Raw genomic sequence first — 16,983 nt, 5'->3', positions numbered from 1 at the left:
TGATAAAATTGAGGCTACTGTTGAATTATTCCGTAATAGGGCTTAAGTAAGGGTAAGCGCTAGTAAATCGCTTTTATGTGCAAGTAAAGAGGGGTTTAACGCAAGTAAATCGCTTTTATGTGCAAGTAAACAGGGGTTTAACGCAAGTAAATCGCTTTTATGAGCAAGTAAACAGGGGTTTAACGCAAGTAAATCGCTTTTATGCGCAAGTAAACAGGGGTTTAACGCAAGTAAATCGCTTTTATGTGCAAGTAAACAGGGGTTAAACGCAAGTAAATCGCTTTTATGCGCAAGTAAACAGGGGTTTAACGCAAGTAAATCGCTTTTATGCTGAAGTATGCAGGGGTTAGACGCAAGTAAATCGCTTTTATGTGCAAGTAAACTGGGGTTAAACGCAAGTAAATCGCTTTTATGTGCAAGTAAACAGGGGTTAAACGCAAGTAAATCGCTTTTATGCGCAAGTAAACAGGGGTTAGACGCAAGAAAATCGCTTTTATGTGCAAGTAAACAGGAGTTAGACGCAAGTAATCGCTTTTAGTGCAAGTAAACAGGGGTTAGACGCAAGTAAATCGCTTTTATGCGCAAGTAAACAGGGGTTAGACGCAAGTAAATCGCTCATGCGAGCAAGCAAACAGCTCTTAGCACAAGTAAACCAGAAAAATGATAAAAAGGAGGATCCAAATTGAAGCAATATCTCTGGATTAATGGAGAATCAATTGAAACACCCACTTATTACGAGTTGAAAAGTCCCTATTCCGGTGAAAAGCTGGCAGAGGTTGCAACGGCCGAAGCGGACCAGATCCAATCAGCAGTTTCTGCGGCTGATTACGCATTCACTGAATGGAAAGAAACACCTGCTTATCGAAGGGCAGAAATTTTAGAAAAATTGGTCGTCCTCTTAAAAGAGCAAAGGGAACAATGTGCCCGAATCATCGCTAAGGAAGCAGCGAAACCGATTAAGACGGCAAGAGCGGAAGTTGATCGAACGATTATGACATATCAGTTTGCTGCCCATGAAGCACGAAGAATTCATGGTGAGACAATCCCGTTAGATGCGGCTCCTGGTGGCGAGAATCGAGTTACTTATACGGTAAGAGAACCGATCGGTGTTATCGCAGCGATTACACCATTTAACTTTCCGATGAATTTAGTAGCACATAAGGTGGGTCCTGCCCTTGCAGCTGGAAATACAGTTGTACTTAAGCCTGCTAGTCAAACACCGTTGTCAGCTTATAAGATCGCTGAATTGCTACACGTAGCAGGTTTACCAAAAGGTGTTTTAAATGTCGTAACTGGAAGTGGTCGAGCCGTTGGGGATCAATTAATGAGGGACGATAGAGTGAAAATGATTACTTTTACTGGAAGTCCCGAGGTTGGAAAATATATTAAAGAAAACGCAGGTCTTAAAAGAGTGACACTCGAACTTGGTTCGAATTCAGCTTTGATCATAGATAAGGATACGAAGTTCGAAGCGATAATGCCAAGAGTTGTTATGGGGGCATTTAGTTTTCAAGGTCAAGTATGCATTTCCATTCAAAGAATTTATGTTCATCAATCGATCTACCATGAGTTTGTTGAAGCATTTGTTCATGAAACGGAAAAGCTTAAAATTGGTGATCCATTAGATGAGCAAACGGATTTATCAGCCATGATCTCACAAGCAGATGTAAAAAGAGCAAAATCTTGGATTGATGAGGCGAAAGCAAATGGGGCAAAAGTAGCTTATGGTGGTCATGCTGGTGCAAGAATCCTAAAGCCAACAATTTTATTAAATGTTGCATCAACGGAAAAAGTGTCTTGTCAGGAGGTTTTTGCCCCTGTCGTTCATATCAACGCTTTCGAAGATTTTTCAGATGCGATTGACTATGTTAATGATTCAGAATTCGGTCTTCAGGCTGGTGTATATACTTCAAATCTCTCACATGCTTTCCAAGCGATAAAGAAATTGCATGTAGGTGGAGTTATGATTAATGATATTCCGACGTTCCGCGTGGACCATATGCCTTATGGTGGAGTAAAAATGAGCGGAATGGGTCGTGAAGGAATAAAGTATGCCATTGAAGAAATGACTGAATTAAAGCTAGTTAGTTTTAAATTGTAAAAAAGTTTGAGGGCAAGACCAAATTCATGGTCGCCCTCTTTTTTAAAGGAGAGTATTTAAAATGAACGATACTGCTACTCAATTTGAAATAAGTGAAAAAGGATTTTGGCTCCAAGTTTATGATGATCCGTTTAATAAACGAACGAGAATTGATGATTATTTTGGCAATACGACATTAATCATTGATTTTGCTGAGGAATGGGTGAAACAAAAAAAACGTGAAAAGCTTATTTTCAAAGTTCGTAAGGAGCAGTTCAGTGAATTTATTCAACATGGCTTTACTTGCGAAGCTCTTATTGATCATTATTATCTTGGTTCAGATGCCTATTTTTTCACAAAATATTATGAAGTTGATCGATTGAAAAATGATCACTGGCTAACAGAAGATCAAACGATTCAGAGTATTCAAGGCTTGAAGATTTCTTCGGAAACGTTAAATCCCCCTATTGAATTTCATTTGAAAAAGGTAGAGGAATCAGATGTTATTAAACTATCCGAACTATATCAAACGGTTTTCCAAATATATCCTACCCCATTACATGATCCAGAGTATATTAAAAAGACGCTAAAGGAAGGGACAATTTATTATTCATTTTATTGGAATGATCAAATTGTTTCGGCTGCCTCTGCCGAAGTGAATCGAACGTATCGAAATGCTGAATTAACAGATTGTGCCACTTTGAATGAACATCGCAAACATGGATTGATGAAAATATTATTGAAAAAGCTGGAGAACGAGCTTTATGATCAAGGAATCTATTGTTCTTATTCAATTGCAAGATCTCTTTCGTTCGGAATGAATGCCGTTCTTCATCAATTAGGCTATGTTTATCGTGGCCGATTAAAAAATAATGTTTTTATTTTTGATAAACTAGAAAATATGAATGTTTGGGTGAAAAATTTAGCAAATGAGCCGAATTTTCGGCAGTAAAATGACAAGAATTCGGCACCTTGCTCATATACATAATATGGGTAGGTGATTAGATGGTTCATATATCAGAAATGACTAATGAAGTTTTAGCGTCAATCCTTAAAAGTATTGATGAAGGAATTCACGTCATCAATACTGAAGGAATAACGATTTTCTATAATGAGGTGGCGGCGCGGCATGATGGGATGCACATCGATGAAGTGTTAGGCAAACCGTTATTAGAGGTTTTTCCCTCCTTAAATAAGGAGACAAGCACTCTTTATAAGGTTTTATTAACGAAAAAGCCAATTTATAACCAACCGCAAACGTATTTGAATAAGCATAGTGTCAATATTGAGACGATTAATACAACCTTGCCTATTTTCGTTAAAGAGGAATTTATAGGTGCAGTGGAAATTGCCAAAGACTATTCAAGAATGAAATTGCTCTCTGAACGCCTTCTCGAGCTTCAAAACGGGCTAACCCCAAATAAGAAAGTACAGCTGAAATCTAAAAACACAAAATTCACTTTAGAGGATTTAATTACTAGAGATGAAAATTTTATCGAAATGAAGGAAAAAGCTTACAAGCTAGCACAATCTGATTCACCTATTCTCGTATATGGAGAAAGTGGAACGGGGAAGGAATTGCTTGTCCAAGGAATTCATCACGCTTCTAGAAGAACAAATGGCCCTTTTATTGCTCAAAACTGTGCGGCAATTCCGGAAGCGTTGCTTGAAAGTCTGTTGTTTGGAACAGCTAAAGGAAGTTATACTGGAGCATTGGACCGACCGGGCTTATTTGAATTAGCACATGAAGGAACACTATTCTTAGATGAATTGCATACGATGCCCATTGAGCTCCAGGCGAAACTATTAAGAGTATTAGAGGATGGAATGGTTCGTAGAGTAGGTGGTTCAAAAAGCTTCTCTGTTGACGTTCGCATTGTAGCGGCAATGAATGAACACCCAAGAGCGGCGCTGGCGAATCAAAATTTAAGATCGGATTTATTTTATCGCCTGAATGTTTTAATGTTTGAATTAGTACCGTTGCGAAATCGGAAAGACGATATTCTCATATTAACTGTTCATTTTATTCAACAATTTAATCTTCAATTAGGTAAAAAAATTAATGGAATCACACGTGAAGTCGAGCTGTTATTTTTACAGCATCAATGGCCTGGAAATGTTCGCGAATTAAAGCATTGTATTGAATATATGATGAATATTTGTGAAGGACAACAGCTTACATCAAATGACTTACCATCTTTTTTTAAACAAAATATCAATCAGAAGCGAAAGTCGGGACAGAAATATGAAAGTTTGTCACTTCGAAAAAATGTTCAACAGCTCGAATCGACTTTAATATCTGAGGCATTAGCCATTAGCGCTGGTAATATCAACCAAGCTGCTAAATTACTTGAAATCCCTAGACAAACATTACAATATAAGCTTCAAAAATCTGATACACCTCCAACTGCCGAATAATTGGCAGTTTTTATTTTACTTTTTCAATAAATCACTTAAATCGCTCATACATTAGCATTCTGAATTTTGGCATGATTCTTGCAATGTATTAAGAAAAGGATTTAGGAGGAATGACATATGAAGCAAACATTATATAAACCTACTAGACATTGGAAGGATATCGAGCTTTGGAAGGATGTTACGGATGAGCAATGGAATGACTGGCTATGGCAGTTAACGAACACGATTCGGACTATAGATGATTTAAAAAAAGTTATCCAATTAACTCCAGAAGAAGAGGAAGGCGTCCGGATTTCAACGAAAACCATTCCTTTAAACATCACTCCATACTACGCATCATTAATGAATGAAAATGATCCGCGATGTCCTATTCGTATGCAATCGGTTCCGATTTCAAAGGAAATATATAAAACAAAGTATGACCTTGAGGATCCATTGCACGAAGATGAAGATTCACCAGTACCTGGTTTAACACACCGATATCCAGACCGAGTATTATTTCTAGTCACCAATCAATGTTCGATGTATTGCCGTTATTGTACGCGAAGAAGATTTTCGGGTCAGATTGGAATGGGTGTACCAAAAAAGCAATTAGATGCAGCGATTGAATATATTCGAAACACTCCAGATGTTCGAGATGTTCTTATTTCGGGTGGAGATGGATTGTTAATCAATGACAATATACTGGAATATATTTTAAAAAATCTCCGTGCTATTGATCATGTCGAGATTATTCGAATTGGTACAAGAGCTCCAGTAGTCTTTCCGCAACGAATTACCGAAAATCTATGCAATATCTTGAAAAAATATCATCCCGTTTGGTTAAATACCCATTTCAATACTTCGATAGAGATTACCGAAGAATCAAAGAAAGCATGCGAAATGTTAGCGAATGCTGGGGTACCAGTAGGAAATCAGTCAGTCATTCTTGCTGGAATTAACGACAGTGTGCCAATCATGAAAAGGCTTATGCATGATTTAGTCAAAATCCGAGTGAGACCATATTATATCTATCAATGTGACCTTTCAGAGGGAATTGGACATTTCCGTGCACCTGTGTCGAAGGGCCTTGAAATCATTGAAGGACTAAGAGGGCATACGAGTGGGTATGCAGTCCCAACCTTCGTGGTCGACGCTCCTGGTGGGGGAGGAAAGATTGCGTTGCAGCCGAATTATCTCATTTCTCAGAGTGCTAATAAAGTAGTTTTACGAAACTTTGAAGGAGTCATCACATCGTATCCGGAACCGGAGAATTATATGCCCGGCCGGGCGGAGGACTATTTCAAAGGAATCTACAATGATTATGATAAGTATCAATCAAATGTAGGAATTGCTGCTGTTATGAACGATAGTAAATTCAACCTGGTTCCTGAAGACCTAAACCGCTTAAATCGTAGAAAGAAGTATCAAGAGGATCAATCACATTCCTCTTTGAAGGATAAACGTGGGAAGCGCGATGAGCTGAAGGAAAAGAAATTCCAAGCACAACAAAATAAATCAGTGGATAGCCAGGGAGCCCAAAAGGAGGGCTCAAAAGCTAGTGAATAGGAGTGTGAACATGGATATATACTGCGAATGGTGCGGAGGGAAAGCGAACAAAGGAGAAGGAACCGTTTTTTGGGAGTTGCCGGATGGTTCAAGAGCGATTGAAATTACGGCAACGCCTACGGTCATTTGTAAAGAATGTGACATGGTGTATCAAACTGACGATGTAACAAAAGAAATTGAGGATCAATTGTTTTTGGTTGATACAAAAAAGATTAGTAGTTCGATAAGTTTTAAGGAGCTATTGGAACTACCTAGACTGTTGAAGAGAAATTATTTTGATTTTTCTTCTTAGTGTGTTTCTCCCACAAAAAATGGCACTTAGAAACTGGTGCCATTTTTTAATTTATAACTTACATTAGTATGAAAAGAGTTTATTAAAACTAATATAATTATGGTAATCACTTGCATAAAAGTAAATAAATATTCACTGTCTTATTTTTTTCTTAAGCAACTAAAGGGGCAAGTTAGTACAAGAAGAACAAGTAAATTTATAACGCAGTAGACGTAAAATGAGAAGCAAGAATTTGACTGAATGTTTGAAACTTGTTACGGAAATGAATTCGTTTAGAAGCTTTTGAAAAATGATAAAGAAAAGTATGTTGATAGCGACTGTATATACTTCAAACTACCTTCCTTGAGTTCGGATTATTGGAAAGACATAATCGGACTGATAAGTGTTAATAGGATGAACAGAAATATAGGTTATGGCCCTTCGCTTAAATTGTACTGATAATCGACTAAAATTACGTATTAAGTATATGAAGTGAAAAAAATAGAAAAAGCACCCATATTTTATGAGTACTTTACTACTCTCTATTCTGAGTTGAGAATTTAGGTTTATGTAATTTATGAAATAACCAGGTTATAACTTTTGCTATCAAAAGTACAAATAGGTAACCAAAAAACAAGTGAAAATAATTAATTTCACCGTACATTCTAAAAAGACCAGTACTTACTAATATAGGCTTTAAAATAAATGCAAATATAGCAGCAGTTATTATAGCGTATAGGTAATAATTTTTATGATTATTTAATGTCCATTGGTAAATGAGCATGAAAGACACAGGGACCATGGAGGTGTCCAATGAGATGCTTGGCAGTGCAGGGATAACCTGATAAGGGTAATGCCAATACCCTCTATTTATACCGTATATATCGATAAATGTAAAAAAAACATGAACGCTATATCCATAAAAACCAATTAGAAATACTTTACTTCGGTCAATTTTGATATAAAGAATAACCAATGGGACTAAGAGAATAGCAATTAAAACCCAAAACTGCCATGTAGAAGGGTTAGAATAGTCTGTCCAATAATTAATTAAAGAATCGGTATTTTCTTTTCTACCGTATAGAATCTTGTCAAATTCACGTAAACGATCCAATTATTTTCCTCCCTAATGTTTGCCAATTATACAGTTAGAATAACCTAAAATATTTAGTTTATTAGTAATTAAATATAGATAAGAATTATTGCACATTTCGACAAAATTGTTTATCAAATCAGAGATTCTTATGCAACTAAACCTGCATGCGCTATAATGAACTGAATTATGAGGTGTGAAGCTAGGTGGATTCGGTAGAACGAAGGCTAAAGCCACTTTACTTAAGAAGGTATGCCAACGAATATGCCACACGGCTGAAAGGAAGTCGTTGACCAAATTCCTCATGGCCATAATAACAGTATCTGATGGAATGCTGGCCATATCTTAGTAGGTTGTTGGGATAATACAATGTTTCCTGCTATTAATGTGAATAGACAAATGCCTATATCTTATCACTTGATGATTCCAAGTGGGAGTAAACCAAAAAATTGGACAGAACAACAGCCTTCAATGGATAAACTAATTAAGCCACTAGAAAATCAAGCTATTCTAATTGAACAAGCATTTAAGGGACACCTTCATGAACCACTTAAAGAATCTTTTTTAAGGTATGAGAACATTAGGAGAAATGGTTATTTTTCATATGAACAATGAAAATCTATACATGGTGATCATTAAAAGTATGAAGCAAATGCAATTAAAATAAACTGCATTATATATTTTAATTGCACTAACAAAGGCTAATCATCCATAAGGGATAATCACAGTAAGCCGATAATATGCAAGGTTAATATTGTATCCGTTCTAATTATAGTTTTATTTGTTCCCATAATAAGAGCTTGCTCAAGCTATATCTATATCAAGTAACGTAGGCTTATGCTTAAGTTAGGTGATGTACGGCAGCTCTTTTTAAATGGACTTTGAATAAACTATATACTGTATATCATTTCTGCAACAAGTAGAAACAAAGGTATTAGTTTTAATATGTAAGAAACAAAAAAAGGATAACAAATGTTATCCCCTAAAGCTTAGGTCCAATCCACCGGTGGTTTTTCCAACTGCGCTTTTATTCCAAGCGCTTTTGCAGCAGCCAGAATAAACTCTCTTCTAAAGAAATAACTTTTATGACTTACTATTTTTCCGTTTTCAATCTCCTGTAGTTGTATATCATGGATTTCAGGTCCCTGTTCCCCATTAGCAAACACAATAATCACGGGTTTATTCCATAGAATAATTTCTCGTGCGGTATGTCCAGGTAGGCCGTACCTTAGAGATCCTTTTATCATCTCATCCTTAGAAAACTCTTGGAACCCAAAATAGGCTTCATTCTGTGCATGATCACTGAATAGTTTTAACATACCATCCAAATCACCATTATTAAATGCTTCTAAATATAATTGAATGGTTCTTTTGGTTTTATGGTTAGAAATCTCAGAGTTTGATTGAGTAAAATCAATGGAATCTATTTTTCTCCTCGCACGTTGTACTGCAGAATAAACTCCTCCTGGAGTGCTTTGTAAAATTCCGGCTGCTTCCTTAGCATTAAATTTGAAAATATCCAATAAAAGAAAAGCTGCAAGTTGCTTTGGTGTCAAATGAGAATCTAATGATGTTAGAATTTCTTCCAATAAAAGAGGACTCGAGAAATCTTCGATCATTTCACATGGTTCCTCTAAAATTCCCGTTTCTCGTTTTAGCTTTCTGCACTGGTCAATCCAGGTATTTGTTGCAACTTTAAACAGGTAATATTTTTTGTCAGTTATTTCACTCCATCTTTGTGGAAGAAAGCCAAAAGATTTTATCATCGTTTCTTGATAGAGGTCTTCACCATCCCAAGGGGATCCAGTGATATATTTACAATAATTCCATAAATCTGTTGAATAATCAGAAATGGTTTTGAAAAATTGATCTCTTACTTTTCTCGTTTCATTCACCATATCCAAAGAAATGTTATCAATTACTTTCATTAAAATTCCTCCTAATATCAATATACTAAATAAACGATTTTATATCGTAGAATTATACGTGCTAGGAAAAATATTTTTAAGAAATTAAATGATTAGTATCATCTTTCATATAAAAGGGGTAGAGTTTATTTTTCTGAAGCTGTTTGTTGGACAAAAGGTACTTGATAAGAAGCAGGATAAAGGAGTCTTTTTGTGGAATAAGTGAATTCAGCTAAAAAAGTACAATTAGGTTTGGAGATATATTTTATGTCAAAAGATAACCTTAACATCCTAAGCGATGATTTAAGAAATATTGAGCGGGAATTCAAACAAATGATTGAGCCATATCGAAGTGAATTGTGGAATTATTGTTTTAAATTAACAAGATCTCCCTGGGATGCGGAGGATTTAGTCCAAGACACCTTATTGAAATCACTTTCCGTATTAGCCAAGATATTTCAGCCTATAAATACAAGAGCGTATCTATTTAAAATAGCCACTAATTTATGGATTGATCAATTAAGAAAACATAAATATCTAAATGTACCGTTAGAAGACTATATTTTGGACGATAAAGCAACAACCAATGAGTTTCTATTATTGGAACATCTGGATTTTTTGGTAAGAAATTTACCACCTACCCAATATGTTGCTCTTATTTTGTCTGATGTTCTTCAATTTAAAGGAAGCGAGGTTGCGGAAATTTTGACCACTTCCGAGGGGGCAGTTTACACAAACCTAAGCAGGGCGCGAAGTAAAATGCGTCATAATTTGAAATTGGAATTATTCAGAAAGGAAAAAAGAGCTTTAAAAAATCTTGCTGCTAATACAACAATTGATTTGCTTCTAAAAGGTTTTAGAGAGAAGAACCCGGAACTAATTGCTTCAGTATTAAATGAAAATGTAATAACAGACATCACTCATTCTGGGCTCGAGATGGGTAAAAATGAAACAGAGAAAAACTCTTTAAGAGATTGGGCAGAAATAGTTCAAAACCAACATATTATTGTTTCCGAGTACGTAGAACTTTGGGGTCGCCCAGTAATTGTTGAGTTAGAGGAGAAGCAAGATAACAAACTTTACCTCAACAACATTCATTACTTTGAACTCTTTGAAGGAAAAGTGTCTTATTGGAAATTTTATTGTTTTTCCTGGGATTTAATGACGTTGGCAGCAAAAGAGCTAAATGTAGATATGAATGCCAAATATTTTTATCACATTTTTTAAAAAATGTATGTAAGGTTTTTATTGCCGACTTCGTTATATAGATGAGACCGTAATGTGTTTCCATTTATATAAGGAGTGATATTTATTATGAACAGCCCAGTTAAAAACCAAATTAATACTATTTTTGTTCATGTCAGTAATCTAAAAAGATCAGTGGAATGGTATTCAAAGCTACTTGGCCAGGAGTACGACTACTCTAATATTGTCCGACCTGTATTCAATATAAAAATAAATAATCAAACAGGTTTAACCTTAGATGCAGGGCCTGAAGGTGTAATAAAAAGGTCAAATAATAGTGAGTATCCAATATTCAACTTTCACACTTTTGATATTGATGAAGCGTTTACTTACGTTAAAAGTTTAGGATATAAAATGGAGTCGGGGATCGTAAGTTTTGATGATTTTTCCTATTTTACAATTAGTGATCCTGACATGAATAAAATTATGATTTGTACAGGATGAGAGACAAATTACCTAATAATTAAAGTACAGGGATGCAGTATAAATTCTTTTTGCTTATATATTTCCTGAAAAGTTGATCTAAAACTTCAATATATTACTGCCATCGGTCAATTCAATAAACGGACAGTTAGCTCGAGAAGAAACTGTACTTTTTAAGCTATAATGGGTTGGAGTAAAAAAATAATAATTTACAGATTCCAATCACTTTTAGAAAAGTGTTCCGTATTATAAAAGATGATATTTATTTTTAGGAGGCAGGGCTAGATTCTCTTCTTCTTATAGCGGGGCGATTGTTCAATAAGAACAGTCGCTTTTCTTGTTCAACTAATGCGTACAGATAATAATTCAAATATTATACCTGATATAATTCCTAAGAAAATGATGTTCATTTGTAATAAATATCCTTTCTCTAACTAACTCATTAATTGATATGATTCTTTTAAGAGAAATAAAAATTCTTGATTAAGTTCGTCTTCACTATGAAATCTAAAATTATTGTGAAATCGGTTTTTGGAAACTTGTTCAATCTTAGTTATCTTCTCGTGTTCAATTTGATGGTTTGTTACTAAAATAAAATCTAACCATTTCTTTTTTGGATGAACTCCTCCAAAGGAAGATTTATTTAAAAGATGTATAGAAGCCTTTTTAAACTCAATTTCAAAAGGTCCAATTTCTTTCAATAAATCGAGTATTTTTAAATATATTTCATAAACATTAGATCCCTTATTTGAAAATAAATCATCTTCTGACATCTCACCATCTCCTACTTTCACTTTAAAATATTGAACTTCATTACCTCATTTTCCTTATTTTGCCTCTCTTTACATAATCTTAACATTTTTTTATTCACTAACTGCGTTGTTACCACACAAAAACATTTTTAGAAAAATGTATTAATATTAATATCTATACAACTTCGCTTTGTGTGATAATTCGCAAGGTTCCATAACATACATGAATCAATTTCTCAAAAAAACCTATGTTTGTAAATGTTAAAAAATATAAATACCTACTGTATATTATGCGACTAAAAAGATAGTAAACTGACATTTTTCGTATCCTTGCTTGCGTTTAATACGGTGGAAAAACATACTATATATATTTGGGGTTCTGACAGAATTATTAAATTTCGAAAACAATCATTTCAATTATCTCTTCAAAAACTTATTAAGAAACATGCACTAGAAAAAATATAAATCATATATAGGAGATATCCGTTTACAATGTTTGAGGAGGATATTATGAAACCTATGTTACCTAGTGAAAAATATTTCGGTAATTTAGAACTAGTTTATGCATTTTATGGGGCTATGCCTACAGGTGTTACTGTTTCAGAAACCGGTCGTATTTTCATTTGCTTTCCGAAATGGGGAGACGATGTTAAATTTACGGTGGCGGAAATTGTTGGGGATAAATTGCAGCCTTTTCCTAATTTACAAACTAATTTGGTTAACCTCGAGAATATCACAACGACTTTCATCAGTGTTCAAAGTGTAGTGGCTGATGGAAGGGGAACGCTTTGGATATTAGATACTGCCGCACCTAATTTTTCTGAACCTATTAATGGCGGGGCAAAATTAGTCGCAGTTGATTTAAAAACCAATACAATTAGAAGAGTATATACCTTTACGGAAGATGTTGTTCTGACTACAACTTATCTGAATGATGTACGTTTTGATTTTCGTGTTGGAAAAGAAGGTTATGCCTATATAACGGATTCTTCTTCAAGAGGACCGGGAGCTATTATTGTCGTAGATTTATCAAATGGAAACGCGTTTAGACGGTTAAATGGTGCAAATTCAACTTCACCCGATCCCTATTTTTTACCGAAAGTAGAAGGTCGAATATTAATGAATCGAAACAAAGATGGTTCAACTTCTCCATTTAGACTGGCTTCTGATAGTCTTGCGATTTCTCCCGATGGAAAGATATTATATTTTGCTCCACTAACCAGTCGTCATTTGTTCTCGATCTCAACAGAAGCCCTGAGAGACAGAACAATACCGGATTTGGATTTAACTTATCATGTGGAGTATTGGGGAGAAAAAGGTGCGTCCGATGGAATGATCACCGATGTAAAGGGAACTGTTTATGCTGGGGACTACGAAAATAACAGTATTCGAAAGATATTGCCGAATGGTGTAATGGAAACCATTGCACATGATCCAAGAATACTATGGCCGGATACTTTTTCAATTGGCCCTGATGGATACTTATATGTCATTGTAAACCAATTACATCGGCTGGCCAGATTTCATTATGGAAGAGATTTACGAGAAAAACCATATAGTTTACTTCGAATGAAAATTGGCGAATTACCTGCTCCGGCCTTTTAAAAATAATGGTCTATTTCCTTCAGAGAAGTAGGCCATTTAGATGTTATTCAGCTACTTCTATCCTTATAATGGATAAATTGCAGGTCCCATGAGGCTCCCGGCCTAGGATTCTGAAGTAAGTAAATACGCTGACTAGGCCGATGGGGAATAACAAATAACAAAAAAAAGACCTTTCCCGATACTTCTTTGTGTTAACAAGAATACGACTACTCCAGGGTGGTGGCTGCTCTCCTAGCAACTACGGGATTACATTTTAGGTAACACATTCGCCGTTTTAGGAAGTCCTGCTGACTTAACTAAGACGAGTTTTTAATGAATTAATCCGGGATATTCCCACAGCCCAAGCTGCCCTTTTGCAGGAATAAACTCATTTAACGTCCGCATCCCTTCCACTTCCCAGGCGTAACCGCCTACCCGATAATCACCTAATAAAAATTCAATTCCCGAAACAATGCGCCCATCTTCCAGTACCGCCAAAGTTTCATTGTTTTCAACCACTCTTATGCAATTTTTCAGTTCACAAACGCCAATGATCACACCTGTCGGGAGGTCTTCTCCTGAATATCCGTGTTTTTGGAGCAGCTCCTGAACCCTCGGGTAGCCACAGGCGGCCTTGTCCGGTTTTTTGCTTGTATGAATCGCTAATGGACCTCGATAGTTGGTTCTCCATGTCCTCGTTTCATATTTGGACTCGCCAAGGACAAACAAACTAGCCCAGGGCTGAATCATGGATAGAATTTTCATTTAGCCCGTCCCCAATCAGAGAAATGTATGACTAGGGTTCCCTTACCGAAGGAAAGTATATACTTGCTTCGTTACATTCATTTAAATTTGTAACGGCCAAACTGTAACTTGTTCGAAAAGTATCTATAATTTTAGGAAGATAGGATGAAAGAAGCTTTTACATAAAAACAGAGCAAAGAAAAAGGTATGGGGTCTTCATATTTGAAAAAATCTAGGGACAGTGTTTCGATTAAGCAATCATGAATTTATGATCATCAAAATTGTTTATGTATAGAGCTCAAAAGTTAAAACGTATACTTTTTTAGCGGAAAAGTTTCTGTGAAATGTCCCTTATTAAGGCTTAGGCTTCCGGTACTCTACCATCATCACTACCGGCTATGAAGTAGGGAATCCATGATTTAGAACCCACTTACCCTGCTTCGTAAAGCCGATGAAGCAGGGTATTCCCGCAAATGCATTCAGCTGTTTCTAGCCTTTTCGGTTCAACATAGATGAAGCTTTTATCCTAGTCTTAATTAAATTTGCTGTTGACTTTATTAACTGTAAATATTATAGTTACAGTATAGTTATTTGCATAATATAATTGGTATTGTTATTTTTGCAAAGTACTAATCGTTTTTTGGTAAAACTGTAATTTTTAATTTTACATTTCAGTTTTGCCAAACTAAACGGTTTAATCACATAAACTACATGCAGGACTGTTCGGCAAAGCATAAAAAAATTGTAATCAAGGGAGTGGAAAATATGGTGACGCTTTATGTAACATCAAGTTGTTCCTCCTGCCGCAAAGCAAAAGCTTGGCTTGAGGAACATCAAATTGATTATATTGAAAGAAACATCTTATCAGAATCCATTACACTCGACGAGATTAAATCCATTCTTCGCATGACAGAAAATGGCACAGAAGAGATTATCTCAACTATTTCAAATGCATATCAGGAATTAAACGTAAATATTGAATCGCTTCCGCTGAAAGAATTATATAAATTGATTATGGATAATCCCAAGATGCTGAAGAGGCCAATTATCCAGGATGAAAAAAGATTACAGGTTGGATTTAATGCAGAAGAAATTACAAGTTTTCTTCCGCGTAAGCTCCGTAAATTCACCTATACGCAAGCGTTTAATGTAGCAAATTAACAGAGAATATTGAAGTGCTTTGCTTGACAATGAAATCTGTAATGTTTATTATTACAGTAATTCTTGCTATTATTGAAAGAAATTGCTTAACGGCTTAGGAGGCTGCTGATGAATAGTGATTTTACTCTAGCCATTCATAGTTTAACTTATCTTGCTCTGCAGCCGGATCGGATGTCTACAAGCGATGCTATATCGGAAAGTGCTGGGGTGCATCCAGTACGGATTCGCAAAGTCCTTAGTTTGTTAAAAAAACATGGATTCATAAAATCCAAAGAAGGAACTGGCGGCGGATTTATTTTTGTGCTGGATTTAAGTGGAGTAAATCTATGGGATATATATAGAATCACATCTGAAGGCGCATTGCAGCCTAAATGTCCTGATTCAAATGAAAATTGTATTGTAGGCGCAAATATGAAAAAGGTACTCTTTAACATTTTCTTGGGTGCAGAAGAACATCTCGGAGAATATTTAAAGCCCTATACCATTAAAGACGTTGTCGACCATATCAATCACGCGGAATAACCAGCAAACGGAGGCCAAGCCTTCTCTTTATTATAAATGTAATAAAATAAATTACAGTTATTTTGCAGTTTAGCCAAAAATTAGAGAGGTGAATAAAAAATGATTGCAAATAAAGATTCAATTTTAAAAGCAGGGGATTGGGTAAAGGGAAAGTCAATCGATGGGGAGCTGCTAATAGGTTATATAGAATCTCTTGCTATCCAGGGTGGGGCTCTGAAAGTAACGGTCGTTACATCTGATAATGAGATGACTGTTGGGAAAACTATTCTAATGCAGAGCAAAGATGTGAAGAAATTGCCGGAATCGAAAGTATCAAACAAAGAGCAAATTCGTTTTCTGATTGATTTGGCGCTTTCTACAGGAGATGAGGAATGGTTTATTGAACTATCCTCTCAGATAAACTCCATGAGGAAGCTTGTTGATTCCATTAGATAACGTAAAAGAAGAAATGTCGAATCGGAAGGTTCAATGCCTGTCACTTTACGGATTACCCTCCACATTTCCTGCCAATCACCAATAACTGAGTGAGGGGTGATTCAAGTGTCCCGTCCCAGCCTTAAACAAGAAGTCTAAAAACTGGGCAACGGGTTACCTTGATAAAATCTGTTCTTTTATCAAAAAACTGCTAGGTATACTGGCCGAGAACAGCTCAAAAATGTTCTGACTTAAAGGTGGAACATTTTGGTGATGTAATATTGTCTCAATAGCGGTTCATAGTAGTGGTAAATTTAAGGCTGTTTCAATATTTTGTAAATTCAAGTTGATCTGTTCATTTTTATTCCGAGGATGATACCAGCCCTGTTCTATCATATAGCTTGAGACTTGCTCATGCAAATTAATTGAGTCCTCTAAATGGCGTATGAGAATTTCTTTAATTTCAGGTGTTCCTGCTTCTGTAACTGCAAAGGCATAATTTCTAACCCCGCTTTTGGCTGAATTTAAAAGATCCATTGCAATTACTTGGTCAGTAAGTGCATTTAAACCAGTTAAATTTTCTACGAATGAATTCATTTTTTTATTCATCTCCTAATTTTATTGCTGTGCTTTGGATAGGATAGAAGAAAATTCCTGCAATTGTCTAGTGGATGTTTCGACATCTTCTTGCATAATGTCTAGCAGCTTTTGATCGGTTACCAAGGCTCTCATTGTTTTGGACTTGCTCAAACAAAGAGTCTTGAATGCTGCCATTTCTTGAACCTCAAGGACTTCGTGTAAGGCATAGTTCATTTCAGACA

General features: G+C 35.7%; 18 protein-coding genes. 12 read left to right on the top strand and 6 right to left on the bottom strand.

Translation table 11 applies throughout. The annotated features are described in order from the left end of the window. The first annotated feature begins 682 nt into the window (after nt 1-682). The 5 genes from ACFSO7_RS17385 to ACFSO7_RS17365 all read left to right on the top strand — a co-directional run bounded on the left by ACFSO7_RS17385 (nt 683) and on the right by ACFSO7_RS17365 (nt 6,338). Nucleotides 683-2,101, top strand: coding sequence for an aldehyde dehydrogenase family protein (locus ACFSO7_RS17385; protein ID WP_377878604.1), 1,419 nt, complete (start codon nt 683-685; stop codon nt 2,099-2,101). Nucleotides 2,102-2,162: 61 nt separating this feature from the next. Continuing rightward, nucleotides 2,163-3,032: a putative beta-lysine N-acetyltransferase gene (gene ablB / locus ACFSO7_RS17380; protein ID WP_377878603.1), complete on the top strand. Its 870-nt coding sequence runs from the start codon at nt 2,163-2,165 to the stop codon at nt 3,030-3,032. A gap of 53 nt (nt 3,033-3,085) precedes the next feature. Then, nucleotides 3,086-4,498, top strand: coding sequence for a sigma-54 interaction domain-containing protein (locus ACFSO7_RS17375; RefSeq protein WP_377878602.1), 1,413 nt, complete (start codon nt 3,086-3,088; stop codon nt 4,496-4,498). Nucleotides 4,499-4,615: 117 nt separating this feature from the next. Further along, nucleotides 4,616-6,046 (top strand): lysine 2,3-aminomutase, encoded by a 1,431-nt coding sequence (kamA, locus tag ACFSO7_RS17370; RefSeq protein WP_377878601.1) that lies wholly within the window; start codon nt 4,616-4,618, stop codon nt 6,044-6,046. 10 nt (nt 6,047-6,056) lie between these two features. Next, a complete protein-coding gene (locus ACFSO7_RS17365; RefSeq protein ID WP_377878600.1) occupies nt 6,057-6,338 on the top strand; it encodes a YokU family protein in 282 nt (93 codons plus the stop codon). 514 nt (nt 6,339-6,852) lie between these two features. On the opposite strand, the gene ACFSO7_RS17360 is transcribed toward ACFSO7_RS17365, so the two are convergent. Continuing rightward, nucleotides 6,853-7,431, bottom strand: a complete 579-nt coding sequence (locus tag ACFSO7_RS17360; RefSeq protein ID WP_377878599.1) for a CBO0543 family protein — start codon at nt 7,429-7,431, stop codon at nt 6,853-6,855. 348 nt (nt 7,432-7,779) lie between these two features. Here ACFSO7_RS17360 and ACFSO7_RS17355 point away from each other — a divergent pair, with 348 nt between their 5' ends. Continuing rightward, nucleotides 7,780-8,025: a hypothetical protein gene (locus ACFSO7_RS17355; protein ID WP_377878598.1), complete on the top strand. Its 246-nt coding sequence runs from the start codon at nt 7,780-7,782 to the stop codon at nt 8,023-8,025. A 374-nt stretch (nt 8,026-8,399) separates the two neighbouring features. Here ACFSO7_RS17355 and ACFSO7_RS17350 read toward each other — a convergent pair whose 3' ends face one another. After that, complete coding sequence (locus ACFSO7_RS17350) at nt 8,400-9,338, bottom strand: sigma factor (RefSeq protein WP_377878597.1); 939 nt, start codon at nt 9,336-9,338, stop codon at nt 8,400-8,402. Between the two features lie 201 nt (nt 9,339-9,539). On the opposite strand from ACFSO7_RS17350, the gene ACFSO7_RS17345 reads away from it, so the two are divergent. Further along, nucleotides 9,540-10,544, top strand: coding sequence for an RNA polymerase sigma factor (locus tag ACFSO7_RS17345; RefSeq protein ID WP_377878596.1), 1,005 nt, complete (start codon nt 9,540-9,542; stop codon nt 10,542-10,544). 87 nt (nt 10,545-10,631) lie between these two features. Beyond that, a complete protein-coding gene (locus ACFSO7_RS17340; protein ID WP_377878595.1) occupies nt 10,632-11,006 on the top strand; it encodes a VOC family protein in 375 nt (124 codons plus the stop codon). Nucleotides 11,007-11,419: 413 nt separating this feature from the next. Here the strand turns inward: ACFSO7_RS17340 and ACFSO7_RS17335 are convergent, their stop codons facing one another. Further along, nucleotides 11,420-11,758, bottom strand: coding sequence for a DUF5655 domain-containing protein (locus ACFSO7_RS17335; RefSeq protein WP_377878594.1), 339 nt, complete (start codon nt 11,756-11,758; stop codon nt 11,420-11,422). Nucleotides 11,759-12,247: 489 nt separating this feature from the next. Here ACFSO7_RS17335 and ACFSO7_RS17330 point away from each other — a divergent pair, with 489 nt between their 5' ends. Then, nucleotides 12,248-13,342, top strand: a complete 1,095-nt coding sequence (locus tag ACFSO7_RS17330; RefSeq protein WP_377878593.1) for an L-dopachrome tautomerase-related protein — start codon at nt 12,248-12,250, stop codon at nt 13,340-13,342. 309 nt (nt 13,343-13,651) lie between these two features. Here ACFSO7_RS17330 and ACFSO7_RS17325 read toward each other — a convergent pair whose 3' ends face one another. Further along, nucleotides 13,652-14,086 carry an ASCH domain-containing protein gene (locus ACFSO7_RS17325; RefSeq protein ID WP_377878592.1) on the bottom strand — a complete coding sequence of 145 codons (435 nt, stop codon included), beginning with the start codon at nt 14,084-14,086 and terminating at the stop codon, nt 13,652-13,654. A 744-nt stretch (nt 14,087-14,830) separates the two neighbouring features. Between ACFSO7_RS17325 and spxA the strand changes: the two genes are divergently transcribed. The 3 genes from spxA to ACFSO7_RS17310 all read left to right on the top strand — a co-directional run bounded on the left by spxA (nt 14,831) and on the right by ACFSO7_RS17310 (nt 16,183). Next, nucleotides 14,831-15,226: a transcriptional regulator SpxA gene (spxA, locus tag ACFSO7_RS17320; RefSeq protein ID WP_377878591.1), complete on the top strand. Its 396-nt coding sequence runs from the start codon at nt 14,831-14,833 to the stop codon at nt 15,224-15,226. A 108-nt stretch (nt 15,227-15,334) separates the two neighbouring features. Further along, the gene (locus ACFSO7_RS17315; protein ID WP_377878590.1) at nt 15,335-15,748 is read left to right on the top strand and encodes an RrF2 family transcriptional regulator; all 414 of its coding nucleotides are present in this window, start codon (nt 15,335-15,337) and stop codon (nt 15,746-15,748) included. 99 nt (nt 15,749-15,847) lie between these two features. Next, on the top strand, nt 15,848-16,183 hold the full coding sequence (locus ACFSO7_RS17310; protein ID WP_377878589.1) for an IDEAL domain-containing protein: 336 nt from the start codon (nt 15,848-15,850) through the stop codon (nt 16,181-16,183). A gap of 276 nt (nt 16,184-16,459) precedes the next feature. Here ACFSO7_RS17310 and ACFSO7_RS17305 read toward each other — a convergent pair whose 3' ends face one another. Next, the gene (locus ACFSO7_RS17305; protein WP_377878588.1) at nt 16,460-16,759 is read right to left on the bottom strand and encodes a spore coat protein; all 300 of its coding nucleotides are present in this window, start codon (nt 16,757-16,759) and stop codon (nt 16,460-16,462) included. Between the two features lie 21 nt (nt 16,760-16,780). Further along, on the bottom strand, nt 16,781-16,975 hold the full coding sequence (locus tag ACFSO7_RS17300; protein WP_377878587.1) for a hypothetical protein: 195 nt from the start codon (nt 16,973-16,975) through the stop codon (nt 16,781-16,783). Between the last annotated feature and the right edge of the window lie 8 nt (nt 16,976-16,983).

It is taken from the genome of Bacillus sp. CGMCC 1.16607, assembly GCF_042683745.1.
Lineage (GTDB): Bacteria > Bacillota > Bacilli > Bacillales > Cytobacillaceae > Pseudoneobacillus.
Note: the sequence above shows the minus strand (reverse complement) of the source record. Positions and strands in the feature narration are given on the sequence as shown.

Coding starts and splice junctions, on each gene's coding strand:
- ACFSO7_RS17310 (WP_377878589.1), top strand. CDS start 15,848: ATGATTGCAAATAAAGATTCAATTTTAAAAGCAGGGGATTGGGTAAAG.
- ACFSO7_RS17365 (WP_377878600.1), top strand. CDS start 6,057: ATGGATATATACTGCGAATGGTGCGGAGGGAAAGCGAACAAAGGAGAA.
- ACFSO7_RS17305 (WP_377878588.1), bottom strand. CDS start 16,759: ATGAATTCATTCGTAGAAAATTTAACTGGTTTAAATGCACTTACTGAC.
- ACFSO7_RS17300 (WP_377878587.1), bottom strand. CDS start 16,975: ATGAACTATGCCTTACACGAAGTCCTTGAGGTTCAAGAAATGGCAGCA.
- ablB (WP_377878603.1), top strand. CDS start 2,163: ATGAACGATACTGCTACTCAATTTGAAATAAGTGAAAAAGGATTTTGG.
- ACFSO7_RS17330 (WP_377878593.1), top strand. CDS start 12,248: ATGAAACCTATGTTACCTAGTGAAAAATATTTCGGTAATTTAGAACTA.
- ACFSO7_RS17355 (WP_377878598.1), top strand. CDS start 7,780: ATGTTTCCTGCTATTAATGTGAATAGACAAATGCCTATATCTTATCAC.
- spxA (WP_377878591.1), top strand. CDS start 14,831: ATGGTGACGCTTTATGTAACATCAAGTTGTTCCTCCTGCCGCAAAGCA.
- ACFSO7_RS17315 (WP_377878590.1), top strand. CDS start 15,335: ATGAATAGTGATTTTACTCTAGCCATTCATAGTTTAACTTATCTTGCT.
- ACFSO7_RS17375 (WP_377878602.1), top strand. CDS start 3,086: ATGGTTCATATATCAGAAATGACTAATGAAGTTTTAGCGTCAATCCTT.
- ACFSO7_RS17335 (WP_377878594.1), bottom strand. CDS start 11,758: ATGTCAGAAGATGATTTATTTTCAAATAAGGGATCTAATGTTTATGAA.
- ACFSO7_RS17340 (WP_377878595.1), top strand. CDS start 10,632: ATGAACAGCCCAGTTAAAAACCAAATTAATACTATTTTTGTTCATGTC.
- ACFSO7_RS17350 (WP_377878597.1), bottom strand. CDS start 9,338: ATGAAAGTAATTGATAACATTTCTTTGGATATGGTGAATGAAACGAGA.
- ACFSO7_RS17325 (WP_377878592.1), bottom strand. CDS start 14,086: ATGAAAATTCTATCCATGATTCAGCCCTGGGCTAGTTTGTTTGTCCTT.
- kamA (WP_377878601.1), top strand. CDS start 4,616: ATGAAGCAAACATTATATAAACCTACTAGACATTGGAAGGATATCGAG.